Below are 14,840 nucleotides of genomic sequence, written 5' to 3'. Positions count from 1 at the left end.
ACTTATTTGACCCCTTACTTAGACCCCTTACCTAGAGATTAATATGAGTAGAAAGAAGGTTTATGAACAGTATGAAAAGATAGTCGACTGGTTTGATACGCATCGAAATAAGGATTTATTTGAGAAGCCTTATTTTGATTTCATTGTTAACACGGTTCCGCCAGGCGGTGAAATTCTTGATCTTGGCTGTGGCACAGGTGAACCCATTGCAAAGTTTTTCATTGAGAAAGGATTTAAAATTACTGGTGTGGACGGTAGTCATAAAATGATCGAGCTCTGCAAGAAACGCTTTCCAAGTCAAACTTGGCTAATTGAAGATATGCAAGAGATTAACTTAGCTAAACAATTTGATGCCATCTTAGCATGGCATAGTTTCTTCCACCTAGATCACGATGCACAACGAAATATGTTTAAGTTGTTTAATAGGCATCTAAAATCAAAAGGCGTATTAGCTTTTACTTCAGGGCCTGAGCATGATGAATGTTGGAGCGACAATGGGGGAGAAGAGCTTTTTCATGCTTCCCTCTCTCCTCAAGAGTATGAAGCATTGTTAAAACAGAACACCTTCGAAGTGTTAATACATAAAGTGAGAGATCCGGAATGTGGGTCCGCAACTATTTGGGTAGCGCAAAAAATCTAGATCATTATTGGCAATGTTTTCCTCGTGACAGAATCTCAATCAGTTTTAAAGATATGGGTTATACTTCGGAAGATATTGGAGGAGAAGAAAATTTTAGTGATTTAAGGATAATGATATCTGATGACTCTAGTGGATATCATGAATATTCTATGCGCCGAGTTTTGCCAACTAGTACTTATGAACACAGATTCAAGTCATGGCTGAAATTAATGAAAATTATGTTTGTATATTAGGGGACTTTGTAAATCACGACACAATAAAAGAAGCAGTAAGTCATCATTGGATTTTTGAAAAAATAAAAACTAAAAAAGGTTGTGACTCCTACTTCACAGGTGACTGTCGTTAGTTAATTCATTACATTTGGACTTACGAGGGACTTACGAGGGACTTACGAGGGACTTACGCTTGAATACAAAAATTCATCATCGCCTGTAAGCCCATTGAAAAATGGCACCCCGAGCAGAATTCGAACCTGCGACCTATCCCTTAGGAGAGTACGACCAGGTTTTCTCAGATGTTTCACTATAAACTTTAATAACCGCCATAAACAAAAAAACTACATGTAATAGTTGGTTAAAAGATTTACCTTTGTTCATACTTTAATACTGAGTTGCATGGTGGCGTATCCATCTTGCGCTTCAGGGTTATGAAATTATTTTGGGAGAAGGTTTCAATGAGAGGTGAAACAAAAATTTATTAAGAAGAAAATCACATGTCATTTAACCTGTGCCCATCAAAGTAGAGTCAGTTCAGATGGCCTTATTTTATCCATGCCAGAATCTTGATTATATTCAATAGTAGATATATACTTTTAGATATGTTGAAGATATATGAAAAGAAATCGCTTCTTAAATCTCTGAAGGCAATTCCTTTGCATATTAAAAAGGAATATGAAATCTGGAAGAGAATGGTTGAGCATCAAGGCATACATGGCTTAAGAATGATCAGAGGCTACCATGATGAAGCTTTGAAATGTGAAGGGAGTGGATTCCGATCCTCCAGGCTCTCATTACAATGGCGTGTTATCTATAAGACTGAGAATGAAGAGCTTAAGGTTTATGTGATAGATATTAATGCTCATAAGTATTAGTGAGGTTTGTTATGAAAATCGATAAAAAAGATTTTGTGAGAGCAAGAGTGCATGCTCATATCACACCTGGGGAAGCGCTAAAAATGCTTCGTGAGTTACAAGGTTTTACCCAGCTTGAGTTGGCTCAAAAAACTGGCATTAGTCAATCGAATATTTCTGCTTTGGAAAGTAACGCTAGGCAGATGGGACGTGAAAGAGCAGTTGTTCTTGCAAGAGCACTAAAAGTTCATCCAGCGGTGATACTTTTTCCTGATTTTGATATTGAGGAGGCTGCTTAGTGTGTGCCTTTCTTACTATATTAATTATTATCAATGTATCTACCTAGAAGAAAGTTAGTAAATACAGGGATTTTGTAACTGATAATTAAAGTTGTGACCCATCCTACAGGGAGTTTTTAGCATGAGCACATTATATCAATATTCACACTTTTTGGCCATAAGCCACGGTTTGTATGATGGAACAATCTCTGTTCAGAATTTAATGCAGTATGGCAATTTTGGGCTAGGCACCTTTCATGCCTTAGAAGGAGAGTTAGTGGTTATCGATGGTCAGTCTTATCATTGTACTCAGGGGGTAAAGACTAGCATTGCAAACGTAGAGGATACATTGCCGTGGGCAGCTGTCGGTAACTTTACAGAAAACATAAAGACCGCAAATCTTCAGTATATTGTAGATTTCAAAACACTTGAAGACACGCTTTTGAAGCTTATGGAAACAACGAATTACCCTTTTCTTTTTCATATTGAAGGCACCTTTGAAAATATTGTTATTGGCAGTGTGCTAAAACAAGAAAAACCATATCCAAAGATAAAAGAGATTATTGATAGTGGTGTGACTGTTGAGACTGGCAAAATAAAAGGACAGCTCGTTGGATTTTATGCACCCGAATTTATGTTTCCCATGAAGGGCAAAGGCTTTCATTTGCACTGTTTAGAAGAAAAGCAACGATTTGGAGGACATGTGCTTGAGCTTACTCTTAAAGAAGGCTCTGTAAAATTTGAATGCGTTACCGAAATTAAACTTGAGCTTCCTCAAAATGAAATATATCAAAAAGCACAATTCAGCCATTACGAGCAGGATGAACATGTGGCGGTATTTAACAATAAACATAACAATGGACTTATAGGGCTCGAGGAATTGATAAAGCTTTATGAAGTTAGATTACCTTATTGCAGAAATCATATAGAAGATGAATCTCAGTTCGATCAAAATCTACCGAAACTCTTAACCCTCTTTAAGCTTTTTAATGAAAATGAAAGCTTACTAGTTGAAGTTAGTGATAAAGCCAAACAAGCACTAGTTAAACTAATAAAACGAACCAGTGAATACATGCTCTCAGTAAAAAGAAATTGTGATTTTGTTATTCGGTATAACAACTGGGGGCTTCAACTCATTAAAAACTATGCGATCAAGGACATCGTCCGTGAACAGATAACTTTGTTAAATCATTTAGGGTTCGCCTATTATTTCCTTAATGAAATAGGCAAAGGGAATGCTTTGTCATTAACTAAAGCACGTGAGTCGCTTGAGAGGGCACTAGACCTCAACCGTGGAAAAGCGCACGACCTGATGGCTTACGCCCATTGTATATTGGGTCAAGTTGAGCTTTTTGAGAAAAATGATAAAAAAGCGTACGAATTATTTTCAAAAGCGTATTCATTTTATCGGCATAAAAAAGATAATGATAGTTTTGAGCTTAAACAGGCACTATTAGATATCCAAAATGACATAGATAACCTAAAGAAAAATCTGACGCAAGAAGAGCGCAATGACAAGTATCAGGCAATGGTTGTTTTAGGGTATATTGCTGATACAAAAGCAATGCATCAGCCGCACGAATTTTCAGAAAAATGTTACCTATTATGTATTGCATTTATCAAAATATATTGGCAACACGATACATTGCAATCAGCAGATTTATATTATAGGTTAGCCAAACTTCACCAGAAAAGCGGTCACCCCAAAAAAGCGCTTGAAAGTTATAAGAATGCATTAAATATATACGTAGAGATTAGCGGTATAGACCATCCTAAAGTTTATGAATTATCTCAAGAGATAGGGGTTATACCTTGAATTAAAGGTTTCTCATTCTTTTTTAATCTGGCGCCCCGAGCCGCATTGATTTAGCCCATCCTGGCCTTCACCCTTCGGGGCATTTGCAGTTGCGTCCAAAAATGCTTTCCTGCATTTTTGTCGAACCTCCTCCGATTCGAATAAACGCTTCGTGGAAAATAAAAAAGCGTCCTTATCTTGGGTGCGAGATATGATCGAAAGTTGTGTATGAGGTATTGAAGTTGGGTGTTATACCCTTCAAAATTGAATTTCGACTAAAAAGTTCAATAAAAGAAGGAATACACGTTATTGAAGGTAGCCGCCTAACACGCGCATACACAACTTTTGACAATATCTCCACTTATCTTTTGGAAGCTTCTTTAGATTGTCACTACTAAGGTGTGCATACCTTAATACCATCTCAAATTAAGCCCAAGTATTTGTTATTTACTTCATTCCAAAATTAGAAACAATATTAAAACAAGGAATAAGTGAAGAAGTGAATCTATTAACAATGCAAGCCCTATAAATGCGGAGCCTTTTCCGAGATATAAAATATACAAATACCATAATAAAAATGGGGTATTCAGCAGTAGGTTTGCGCAAAGAATTATCCAATTTTGTTTTATAGTGTGATATTTATTAATAATAAAGAACATAAGTAGAAAAGGGGGGATTAAGACCAAAAAGACGAGTATTGCACTAGAAACTGAATCCTGGGATATAAAGCAGAGAAATAAAAGAAAACTTATCTGTAAATAAAATATTATCCAGGTTATTTTTTTTACTATTTTTGTATCCGACAAAAAATTAAACGCCATATCATGCCTTATTTTTTTCATACCCATCCTTAGTATGTAGACTAGTGAATATTTTTTGCAATACCAATACAAAGTAATACCTGTCGCTGGACTTTCCATCTTTATTAAATGGTGCTTCCACGGGCTTACACCTCTTCTTCTCCTTCGAAATAAAGCAATTGCCTAGGTACGCTCCATCTTACGAAGATTTCAGCCTTTACCCTGTATTAATATTTGCTATTTTTAATAAAGCGCCTCTTTGAGCTACGTCACGGCCTCAACTTCCAAAAAGATAATAGAGTATAGATGATTTCAATGGCTAGTTGCTCTAAGCTTACTCGGTTGTGAAACTACAGATTTTTAAAAGAGACTCATTGAATTAGTCTTGTCACCTTCTTACCTTATTTTGCACCAATTTAATCAAAAATTAAGCATTTCTCTTCACATTCAGCAAAAAATTCCTTAAGATAGAATGAAAACCCCTGGCAGCCCCACAAAATTATGTTTCCTTGATTTCACTTCGTTTCATCAAGGCTACGCAACTCAAAGTAGTCTTGATGTAATGAAACAAAATCAAGGAAAATAAAGGTTTTTTAAATCGCAATGCTTTGATGCGGTTGCCATCATGAAAAACTATTTATAGGAATAGCTAAATGCAAAAGAAAGAAAAAACTTATAATTTATTCACCGACGCTACTAAAATCGATACCTCTTTAGACGAGTTCCCCGATGAAATTTTAATGATGATTTTCTCTCATCTATCTAATGATGAGAAGCTGCAAGCAAGAATGATTTCTAAAAAAATCAACCGAATTGCTAATGCAAGCCTGAATTTTCCTCAGCTCCCACAAGCAAACCTTATCCAAAGATTAAACAATGTTCACTCTCCTGAAAAACTGCGAGAAATAATTCTGGATGTTAAAGATATAGAAGGCTACTTAGACGACAATGGGGTATTAGTTGAAGCAGCCAATACCACGAGAGAAAGAGTTGCAAAAGAATATTATCAAAAACATAAATATGATTGGAAAAAAATGGCCAATCTTTTCCTCTTACCTGTCTCCTTATTTGGTTATTTCCTCCTAACCTATTTATATTTTATGATTAATCGTAATGGTAATTTTCAAAATAATACGAATTATAACAGGTGTTTTGACCCTAACGCTAACAGCAATAATTTTAGAGACTGCCAAAAATCTCTCGATATTTTTGAAAACATTTCTTTAGCGGAATGGTTAATGCTAGGAATAGTAGTGGGATTTATCACCAAACAAGTAGATAATTTTTTAAACGCTTTCGTCATTAAGAATTACTTAGTTAAAACTGTCCTGCCCGTTTTAATTTCAAGCAACAATGAAATCTTAGGCACTGGGGTGAAGGAAGCTACTACGAATGACAGTGCTGCCTTTTATGGATGGAGAGCCTATAAATCAAGGGATCAAATTTTGTTTAGCATCGGTTTATTGTTGGCAATTATTTTTGGTGTCCGGAAACCATTTAGTTTTGACGTTCTAAGTTGTGCTGAGGGCGTAGAAAAAAATGGTGAGAATATTTTACGACTCAATAAAGATTGTCTTGATAATAATATTTCTAGTATAACTGCAAATATTACCGGATTTGGTATTGCAGAAGGCTTTATACTTGCCTTTACGATGCTTTCAACATTAGCTCTCTGCTGCAAACTTATTGGAAAAACTTATCAGTTTGCTACTGGTGGGCGACAATTGCGGTTTTTTCCAAAAGACGTTCCAACTCCTTCTGAAATTGAACTCGCTACTGATTTTATTGAGCAGCCAACGCCTTGAGCTAGCAAACCTAAACCCTAGATTTGTACTATTATTAACGAAAATGGATTAAAAAAAATGCTATCAACAAACGCTAGAATAGTAGGTCGATATTCGCTTATCGATATACTTTATAGTAGCCCTCACTTCGACATGTACAGGGCCAAACATGTTGAAGACCAATCGCTCGTCACTTTAAAAATGCTGCGGGGGGAGCATCCCTCTCCTTCTGAAATAGCCATTCTTCACCATGAATACCATTTGCTAAAACAACTCAAACATCCAGGAATCATCCAAGCAGAAAAATTTGTAGAAGTAGACAATAGACCCAACTTAATTTTACAACATGTTCCAGGCGAATCGCTTAAAACCTATTTAGGCAATAAGCCACTTGACCTAGATACTTTTTTTAAAATAAGTATTCCTCTCGTAGATCTTATTATGCACTTACATCAACATCAGGTAGTCCATAAAGATATCAAGCCGATGGTTATCTATGTTGATCCTGATACCCTACAGCTGACCTTGGTGGATCTAAGTTTAGCGGCACAGATTGACAAGGAGGGTTATGTTACTCCTTCCACTCGGGTAGAAGGCACATTAGCTTACATTTCGCCGGAACAAACTGGGCGCATTAATAGACCTGTAGATTATCGTACTGATTTCTATTCATTAGGAGTAACATTTTTTGAAATGTTAACGGGGCGTTTACCCTTTCCAACAGATGACCCCTTAGAGCTTGTCCACTGTCATATTGCAAAAAAACCACCTTCAGTGATTTCTGAGAATTCTGATGTTCCGAAAATGGTCAGCAATATAGTGGCTAAACTTTTAGCAAAAATTCCAAAGAAACGTTATATCAGCGCAGGTGGTCTCAAATCAGATTTAATGAAATGTGCTAAAGAATGGAAAAAATCACACACGATTAGCGAATTTACGTTAGGGCAGGATGATGTTCAAGACCAGCTGCAAGTGTCCCAAAAATTATACGGGCGTGAAAATGAAATTGCTCAGTTAATGGATTTAGTAAAAAGCGTCAGTGAAGGCAAAAATGAGGTTGTATTTATCTCTGGCTATTCAGGTATCGGAAAAACTTCCCTGGTCGCACAAGTTAAAAAGAATATTGAGATATGTGAAGGGTTTTTTATCTCCGGAAAATTTGACCAGCTTCTTCGCAGCACGCCTTATAGTGCAGTGGTAGAAGCGTTCGGTGGTTTAATCAAACAAGTCTTATCTGAACCTGAAGCTAGCCTCAAGCACTTTAAGCAAGCTATTTTAGATGTGTTAGGAAGCTTAGGACAACTAATAGTAGATGTTATACCCGAAGTCGCGTTAATAATAGGCCAGCCACCACCTGTTCCTAGTCTCGATCCGGCAGAGACACAAAGCCGATTTAATTTTGCCTTTAGCAACTTTGTGCGAGTTTTTGCTCGGCCCCAACAACCCCTGGTTCTTTTTTTAGATGACTTGCAATGGGTGGATTATGCTTCATTAAAGCTAATTGAAAATCTCATGACAGATCCTGAAACTTCTAATATTTTATTGATTGGAGCTTATCGAAGTAATGAAGTAGGGACTGACCATCCGCTATATTTTACTGAACAGAAATTATTAAAGAATGATATCTCCATTCAAACTATATTCCTGCAGCCTTTGGCTAAGGAAGATGTTCAGCAATTACTTAAAGATACTTTTAAAACAACTGCATCAAAAATTGAAGAATTAGCAGAACTCTTGATTGGCAAAACTCAAGGCAACCCATTTTTTATTAATCAGTTTTTGAAAATGTTATACCGTGAAAAATTACTTGCGTTCTCTTACAAGAAAAAGAAATGGGAATGGGATGTTGGTCAGATAAAATTAGTAGAGGCTACCGATAATGTTGTTGATTTCCTAGTATCAAGGCTCGCAAAATTACCGCCTTCTTTACAAAAAAACTTAAAATTAGCGGCTTGTATTGGTTATGTTTTTGACTTGCATACCTTGGCTAAAATATCAAAACAATCCATGGTGCAGACCACTCAAGTTTTGTGGGAAGCTATACAAGAAGATTTGATCTACCCTAAGAGTGAAGCTACCCTGACATCCAATGAAAGTGCCAGCACAAATGTGGGTGAACTTATTCTTTATCAATTTTCACATGACCGTATTCAGCAATCAATTTACACTCAAGTGCCACTTGAAGAAAGACAACGAATACATCTTCAAATTGGGCGGCTAATACTATCTCAGTACCAGGAAGGTAGTGATCAAGAGCAACTATTTGAAATGATAGGACATTTTAGTCAATGCCTAAACTTAATTAATGATCCCGAAGAAATAGAAAATATAAGTCATTACAGTTTAAGAACAGGTGAGAGGGCCAAGGAATCCACAGCTTATCAAGCCGCTATAGTTTATTTAAAGTGCGGAGCAACTTTACTTGAGAAAATCGGTTGGGAAAAAAAATACGATCAGTTGTTTCATCTGTATAAAGAATTAATCGAATGTGAATATCTTATCAGTGATCCCAAAATGGCTTCCGAGCATTATGAGATGCTTATTAATAAAACTAAAAATAATCTTGATAAAGTCTCGTTGTATCAAATTAAATTTCGACTCTATACCAGCCAAGGCAAGTTAGCTGAAGCGGCTAATGAAGGTCTAGAGGCTTTAAAATTATTTAATATTCGAGTGCCTGTTTACCCAAGTAAGCTTCGGATACTAAAAGAAATCTTAGCCACGCGTTTGAAAATTGGTTTTCGGAATATCGAAACACTTGATGAGCAGCTGGGTAAGGTTAAAGATCCTTACCAAAAAGCTGTTATGGAAAATATATTTTCAATTGGTGCTGCCACAGCACTTTTTAATCAATTACTGTTTTCTGTAATGGTCTGTAAGGAAATTAAAAAAATCCTTGAACATGGTTACACCAGCGATGCACCGCTTGCATTTGGAGCCTACGCCGCGATGATCATGCGACTAAATTGGCATGATCAAGCGCGCCAAGTGACTGCATTAGCAAGTAGAATATTAAACAAATTTCCAGATATTATTGCGAAATCCCGTTATCACTTGTTGGTTGCTAGCCAAATTACTTCTTGGTACTACCCCTTATCACAAGCAATTGAAGATGCTGATGCAAGTTATCAATATGCTTTAGAAGCAGGCGAATTGATCTTTGCCACTTGGGCGACAGTCACACGCCTGCGTATGCTGCACGCCATGGGAACGCCGCTTAGTGTAATGATCAAAGAAACTGAGCGAGTGCTTGAATTTATTTCTCGATTCAAATACGACGAATATGGTTATATTTTTAAACTCTATTGGCAGTTCTTTAAAAGCTTAACAGCTGCCCCTGAAGCGAGTGAAGAGAAGCTATTTGACAATTTAGATCATATAAAAGTGCAAGAAAATAAAATTATACGCGGGAATGCTTATGCATTGATGGCTGGTTATTTCTTTTTCAAAGAAGATTATAGCCGCGCGATTGAAATGGCTCTAGAAGGTAAAAAGTTTGAAGACACCTGTTACTATGTAATCTTCAGAAAAGATATGATGTTATATCATGCACTCAGCATTGCTGAATGCTACGAAACATCTACCCACAAAAAAGAGGACCTAAAATTATTAAAAAAAATGGAAAAACAATTTAAGCATTGGGTCGAACTTTGCTCAGAAAATTACCTAGACAAATATTTGATTATTTCGGCATTGATTGCACAAGTGAAAAACAAAACTCAGAGAGCAGGCGACCTTTTCGAGCAAGCCATCAAAGCAGCGCATGAAAATGGCTTCATCCAAAATGCAGCCATTGCTTGTGAATGTGCTGCAAAATTCTATATTAAACAAAATAATTTACGCTTAGCAAAATCTTATATCATTGATGCGTATTACGGCTATGAACGATGGGGAGCACTTGCGAAATGCAAGCTGCTTGAAAAAAACTTTTCACAGATGTTAATGACACTGAATCAGGCTGCAGTAGGAAGTTCTGGAAAGGCCTCTCTTTCAACAACTTCTACCAAGTCACTTGATACGCTAACGATTTTGAAATCTGCTCAGGCAATTTCGGGTGAAATCATCCTAGAGAATTTATTAATCAAATTGATGCAAATTGTTTTAGAAAATGCAGGTGCTGAACGCTGCTATTTAATAATTGAGCGAGCAGGGCAGTGGTGGATCAGGGCTGAAGGTCATATCGATGAGCGAGGTGTAATCATTGGTGCTCACCCCTTACACAGTTTTGCTACCATCCCCCATAGTTTAATTGATTATGTTCAACGTACTCATGAAAATATCGTGCTAGGTGACGCTCGACTTTCTTTATTTGCACGTGATCCTTACATTAAAGAATATCGACCAAAATCAGTATTGTGCATGTCTATGAAACAAAAAGGTTTAGTCAAAGGACTTTTATATCTGGAGAATAATGCGACGGCGAATGCGTTTACTCCTGAGCGAATTGAAATATTGACATTACTATCTTCCCAGGCGGCCATTTCACTGGATAATGCTGAACTTTATACCATGTCAGAACGATTTGTGCCCCATCCATTCCTCGATCAGCTACAGAAACCTTCTTTAATTGATGTTCAATTGGGAGATCAAACGCAACAAACACTTTCTATTCTTTTTTGTGATATTAGAGGATTCACGTCCATTTCAGAAACATTAACCCCGAGTGAAGTGTTCAAGCTGATTAATGAATTCCTGGGTTGTTTAGAACCGGTGATTAGTAAACAAGGGGGATTCATCGACAAATACATTGGCGATGCCATTATGGCAATTTTTAATAGTGCAGATAGCGCAGTTTCTGCAGCGATCGGTATGATCAAAGCGTTGGGTACCCTGAACCGAAAACGAAAAGAAAAAAACCTCGCTCCTTTAAAAATTGGAATTGGTATTAATACCGGCGAGTTAATGCTCGGAATCATTGGTACCACAAAACGAATGGATAGTTCGGTAATCGGTGACACGGTCAACATCGCCGCACGAATTGAAGAATTAACTAAACACTATAAGGCCTGCATATTAATTAGTGAGGAGACTAGACTTAATCTGATCCATCCCGAAAGCTTCACTTTAAAGTTAGTGGGTGAAACTGAAATTAGAGGTAAACTCAAATCCGTAAAATTGTGGCTAGTGGAAGAAGGGGGATAGCTGAGGACAGTTTAACTCACACTCGAAGATTTTGTTAACGATCGCGCATTTAATAATACGAAACCTTGTTATTTAAAGACCTATCCAAAAAAATTACTATTAGATGAAGATGCCTGCCTAAACTTATTTCAGAAATCAAATTATGTAGCGTTTCTAAAACAAGCCATTATCCTAAAAAAAATAAGGCGCGGGTGGAGAGAATATAGGTTTCTTTCATAAATAACGCGCGGTCCCGTGCATCCTCGGCTAGACATTGGGGGCAAGCTAATTGCCAACATCGAATCGATAGATCAATCTAATGAAATCGCTTTTAAATCAGAGATAATACCTTCTGTTCCTCGATCTAAGTTCTATCAAAATATTAATCACTTTTTTGCAAAATCTGAAAAACTTCTAAAACGTGATCAAGAATTAAATTCAGTTATTTTGAATATTCCTTCACCAGCCAATAATGAGGAGGATGATTTTGATATGAGTGAGAACGACGTCTTATTAGCAAATATGGCCTAACTAAAATCCAATAAGTGACATTAAAGAATAAATGAGAGTAGATCTGTATGTTGATCAACACCGTGATCTTTCTGGGAAACAGTTACGTGATGCTCACACTCTTCTCTATCCCCAAATTGTTAAACAGGTTGAAAATAATATAACTAATAATATAGAAGCGGTAGCGATTCCCATCGACCAAGACCAAACTGTCCAGAGAGATTCTAGTATGAATACCGAAAGTTTCTTTAAAGCTTAAAAATAAGAGAACCCAATTTTTTTCAGAACCTGAACCAGAAAAAGATGACTCTCAATGGCTGTTACTACATGAATCGGATGAAGAAAATCAACATTATGGCTCTATCAATCCGGATTCAGATAAAAAAGAAGGCCGTTTCTGTTGTATTCTTTAAAAAAATAGTTGTAATGCTGGGCAGGTATTCATCATTAAATAATTTTTGAAAGAGGAAAGCTTGGTGTAAGATATTTATCTGACACTGTGGATAAGGGGGGAGCATTTTTTACAGATATTGGCCACCCGCAAATTTTTAATGCCTATTGAAAAATTTGTTATTTTTTAACTCAAAACTAACTGAGAGATTCCTCATGCACATGGAAGATCAATACCCTAAATCAAAAAATGCCACTCCAAATATGGCAAAAAGTTATAGTTCAATAACTCCTTGGATAATCTGGGGTCTGGCAGCTACATTTTTTCTAACAGAATATTTCGCACGTATTGCACCTGGTATAATGGTCCCCGAGTTAATGCAGGCCTTTAAAGTTAATGCTTTGAGCTTAGGGTCCATGACAGCTATCTTTTATACGGCCTATGTTGGTATGCAAATGCCCGTAGGAACATTAGTTGATCGATTTGGGCCCCATCGTTTATTAACAGTAACTGCAGGTATCTGTGCACTGGGTTGTTTTTTGTTTGCAAGTTCGAATTACCTAGCTTTGGCCCAAATCGGACGGTTTTTGATGGGATTTGGTGCGTCCTTTGCCTTCGTTGGTACTTTGAAATTAGCGACTATCTGGTTTCCTCCTATCCGATTTGGTTTCTTATCAGGCTTAACTCAAGCCCTTGGGATGGTTGGAGGAGCGGCTTCAGCCGGGCCACTAGCAGTAGTAGCCCATGCTACGGGTTGGCGCAACACAATGTGGGGAATTGGAATAGTATTATTAGTAGTAGGTGTTTTAATTGGGCTATTTGTACGAGATAAACCCAAAGAAAAGAGGTATCTTAAGACCGGACCTACAGAAAAAAAGATAGGTTTTTGGAAGTCCTTTAAAATTGTTCTTCAAAATCCACAAAGTTGGCTAAATTCATTTTATGCTGCACTTGTCTATGCTCCCACGGCAGCCTTTGCTGAATTATGGGGAACAACTTATTTATCTCGAGTTTATAATATTGACCGTACTATGGCAGCAAATGCTGTGAGTTGTATTTTTCTAGGGTTAGCAATTGGGTGCCCAATAGCGGGGTGGATATCCGATCGTATTCGCCGTCGTATCCCTATCATGCAGGCTGCGGCATTATTTAGTTTGTTATTTATGTCATGTGCGCTATATATTCCAAATCTTTCAGTATCAGCCTTATTTATATTACTTTTTTTATATGGATTAGCAAACTCAGGTTTTGCAGCTTCCTATGCTGTCGCAAGTGAAATAAATCCAAGAGAAGTAGCGGGAACCTCAATGGGTTTTGCAAATATGGCGTCAGTAACAGGTGCTTGTTTTCAACCCCTCATAGGTTGGTTTTTGGTTCTCCAATGGTCTGGTGAAATGTTAAATGGCGCTCCAGTTTACTCAGTAGAAGCATTCCGGCATGCGATGATGGCCTTACCTGTTTGCTTAGGCGTGGGAGTTCTAATTACCTTTTTTATAAAAGAAACTTATTGTCAGTTCGTTAAATAAGGTAGGCAAAATTGCTGTTGAACGTAATATGAAGCTGGGGCAAAGGAAGCGCAATGATATTTAAACTTTTTATTTTAATTGTTTGCACATTTGTATTATCCCTTTCTGGCTGTGGTGTTGAAAAGGATACAATATAAAGTAATAGTCACAGTTACTTATTTAAACCAACAGGGGAATATTGAGTTTCTTTTGAAGACTTCCATTGGGTCAATCAAAAAGTTTGTCCAGATCCTTATTTTAATGGTCATAATCACGCTGATTTTAGTTCAGATAATAGAAAGTTCTGTCATGAAATAATGGTACGTATTTATTACCCCGCCATTGTGCAAAATCAACCACGAGTTTCTTATTACCCTCCCTATATCAAGTCTCAGCAACAAATCTTAAGTCATATACCTAACATATCTAAAGAGCAGATAGAGCAACTAAACAAAATTAAAAGTTATTCGGTAGAAAAAGCCCCTGTCGTTGGCGGAAAAATATTCCCAGTGATTCTATTTAGTCCTGGTTTAAGATGAAATAGAAAATAAACTGTCTTCATTACAACTCCAAGATTTATCCTATGTTTTTGATCAAATTCGCACTCTGCATAATTCAAATTCCATATTTGCTGCCATGGACCTTAATCATATTGGTGCATTCGGCCATTCTTAGGCGGTAAAGTTATAGCTGATGCATCACATGCCCACCCTAACTGGGACTTAATTTTACCTGAATTTTGTCTCACTGTCCCTGGCACTGAGGGTCCGATTAAAACTCCATTTCTCACGCAACTTTTTACCATTGCAATATAGACATCTTGTGTGACCGGCACATAGGTAACAAAAGTGGCCGGACACATCGGTAACATTAATCTACCATAAGTTTATTAACTTTAAGCATTTTTTCATTGAAGATAGCCAAAGGCATAAAAGAGAAATGTAAAA

11 protein-coding genes are annotated in these 14,840 nt (G+C 37.0%); 10 read left to right on the top strand and 1 reads right to left on the bottom strand.

The window, feature by feature from the left end; all coding sequences use genetic code 11:
* The first annotated feature begins 43 nt into the window (after positions 1-43).
* The 10 genes from H0U71_03270 (at position 44) to H0U71_03225 (ending at position 14,432) form a co-directional block, all read left to right on the top strand.
* On the top strand, positions 44-640 hold the full coding sequence (locus tag H0U71_03270) for a class I SAM-dependent methyltransferase (protein MBA2654072.1): 597 nt from the start codon (positions 44-46) through the stop codon (positions 638-640).
* A gap of 817 nt (positions 641-1,457) precedes the next feature.
* Positions 1,458-1,730, top strand: coding sequence for a type II toxin-antitoxin system mRNA interferase toxin, RelE/StbE family (locus H0U71_03265; protein ID MBA2654071.1), 273 nt, complete (start codon positions 1,458-1,460; stop codon positions 1,728-1,730).
* An 11-nt stretch (positions 1,731-1,741) separates the two neighbouring features.
* Positions 1,742-2,008: a helix-turn-helix transcriptional regulator gene (locus H0U71_03260; protein MBA2654070.1), complete on the top strand. Its 267-nt coding sequence runs from the start codon at positions 1,742-1,744 to the stop codon at positions 2,006-2,008.
* Positions 2,009-2,129: 121 nt separating this feature from the next.
* Positions 2,130-3,803: an acetolactate decarboxylase gene (locus tag H0U71_03255; GenBank protein ID MBA2654069.1), complete on the top strand. Its 1,674-nt coding sequence runs from the start codon at positions 2,130-2,132 to the stop codon at positions 3,801-3,803.
* Between the two features lie 1,432 nt (positions 3,804-5,235).
* Positions 5,236-6,387 (top strand): F-box protein, encoded by a 1,152-nt coding sequence (locus H0U71_03250; protein MBA2654068.1) that lies wholly within the window; start codon positions 5,236-5,238, stop codon positions 6,385-6,387.
* Between the two features lie 57 nt (positions 6,388-6,444).
* Positions 6,445-11,508 (top strand): AAA family ATPase, encoded by a 5,064-nt coding sequence (locus H0U71_03245; GenBank protein ID MBA2654067.1) that lies wholly within the window; start codon positions 6,445-6,447, stop codon positions 11,506-11,508.
* A gap of 234 nt (positions 11,509-11,742) precedes the next feature.
* Complete coding sequence (locus H0U71_03240; GenBank protein MBA2654066.1) at positions 11,743-12,018, top strand: hypothetical protein; 276 nt, start codon at positions 11,743-11,745, stop codon at positions 12,016-12,018.
* A 31-nt stretch (positions 12,019-12,049) separates the two neighbouring features.
* Positions 12,050-12,256, top strand: coding sequence for a hypothetical protein (locus H0U71_03235; protein MBA2654065.1), 207 nt, complete (start codon positions 12,050-12,052; stop codon positions 12,254-12,256).
* Positions 12,257-12,609: 353 nt separating this feature from the next.
* Positions 12,610-13,914, top strand: coding sequence for an MFS transporter (locus tag H0U71_03230; GenBank protein ID MBA2654064.1), 1,305 nt, complete (start codon positions 12,610-12,612; stop codon positions 13,912-13,914).
* 296 nt (positions 13,915-14,210) lie between these two features.
* Positions 14,211-14,432: a hypothetical protein gene (locus tag H0U71_03225; protein ID MBA2654063.1), complete on the top strand. Its 222-nt coding sequence runs from the start codon at positions 14,211-14,213 to the stop codon at positions 14,430-14,432.
* A 104-nt stretch (positions 14,433-14,536) separates the two neighbouring features.
* Here H0U71_03225 and H0U71_03220 read toward each other — a convergent pair whose 3' ends face one another.
* The gene (locus H0U71_03220) at positions 14,537-14,764 is read right to left on the bottom strand and encodes a hypothetical protein (GenBank protein MBA2654062.1); all 228 of its coding nucleotides are present in this window, start codon (positions 14,762-14,764) and stop codon (positions 14,537-14,539) included.
* Between the last annotated feature and the right edge of the window lie 76 nt (positions 14,765-14,840).

The organism is Gammaproteobacteria bacterium (assembly GCA_013697705.1).
Lineage (GTDB): Bacteria > Pseudomonadota > Gammaproteobacteria > UBA6002 > UBA6002 > UBA6002.
The sequence above is the reverse complement of the archived record's forward strand: the minus strand, read 5'-3'. Positions and strand labels throughout refer to the sequence as shown.

What these genes read in the sequence shown, in the direction of transcription:
- H0U71_03270 (MBA2654072.1), top strand. Translation starts at nt 44, where the DNA reads ATGAGTAGAAAGAAGGTTTATGAACAGTATGAAAAGATAGTCGACTGG.
- H0U71_03265 (MBA2654071.1), top strand. Translation starts at nt 1,458, where the DNA reads ATGTTGAAGATATATGAAAAGAAATCGCTTCTTAAATCTCTGAAGGCA.
- H0U71_03260 (MBA2654070.1), top strand. Translation starts at nt 1,742, where the DNA reads ATGAAAATCGATAAAAAAGATTTTGTGAGAGCAAGAGTGCATGCTCAT.
- H0U71_03255 (MBA2654069.1), top strand. Translation starts at nt 2,130, where the DNA reads ATGAGCACATTATATCAATATTCACACTTTTTGGCCATAAGCCACGGT.
- H0U71_03250 (MBA2654068.1), top strand. Translation starts at nt 5,236, where the DNA reads ATGCAAAAGAAAGAAAAAACTTATAATTTATTCACCGACGCTACTAAA.
- H0U71_03245 (MBA2654067.1), top strand. Translation starts at nt 6,445, where the DNA reads ATGCTATCAACAAACGCTAGAATAGTAGGTCGATATTCGCTTATCGAT.
- H0U71_03235 (MBA2654065.1), top strand. Translation starts at nt 12,050, where the DNA reads ATGAGAGTAGATCTGTATGTTGATCAACACCGTGATCTTTCTGGGAAA.
- H0U71_03230 (MBA2654064.1), top strand. Translation starts at nt 12,610, where the DNA reads ATGGAAGATCAATACCCTAAATCAAAAAATGCCACTCCAAATATGGCA.
- H0U71_03225 (MBA2654063.1), top strand. Translation starts at nt 14,211, where the DNA reads ATGGTACGTATTTATTACCCCGCCATTGTGCAAAATCAACCACGAGTT.
- H0U71_03220 (MBA2654062.1), bottom strand. Translation starts at nt 14,764, where the DNA reads ATGTTACCGATGTGTCCGGCCACTTTTGTTACCTATGTGCCGGTCACA.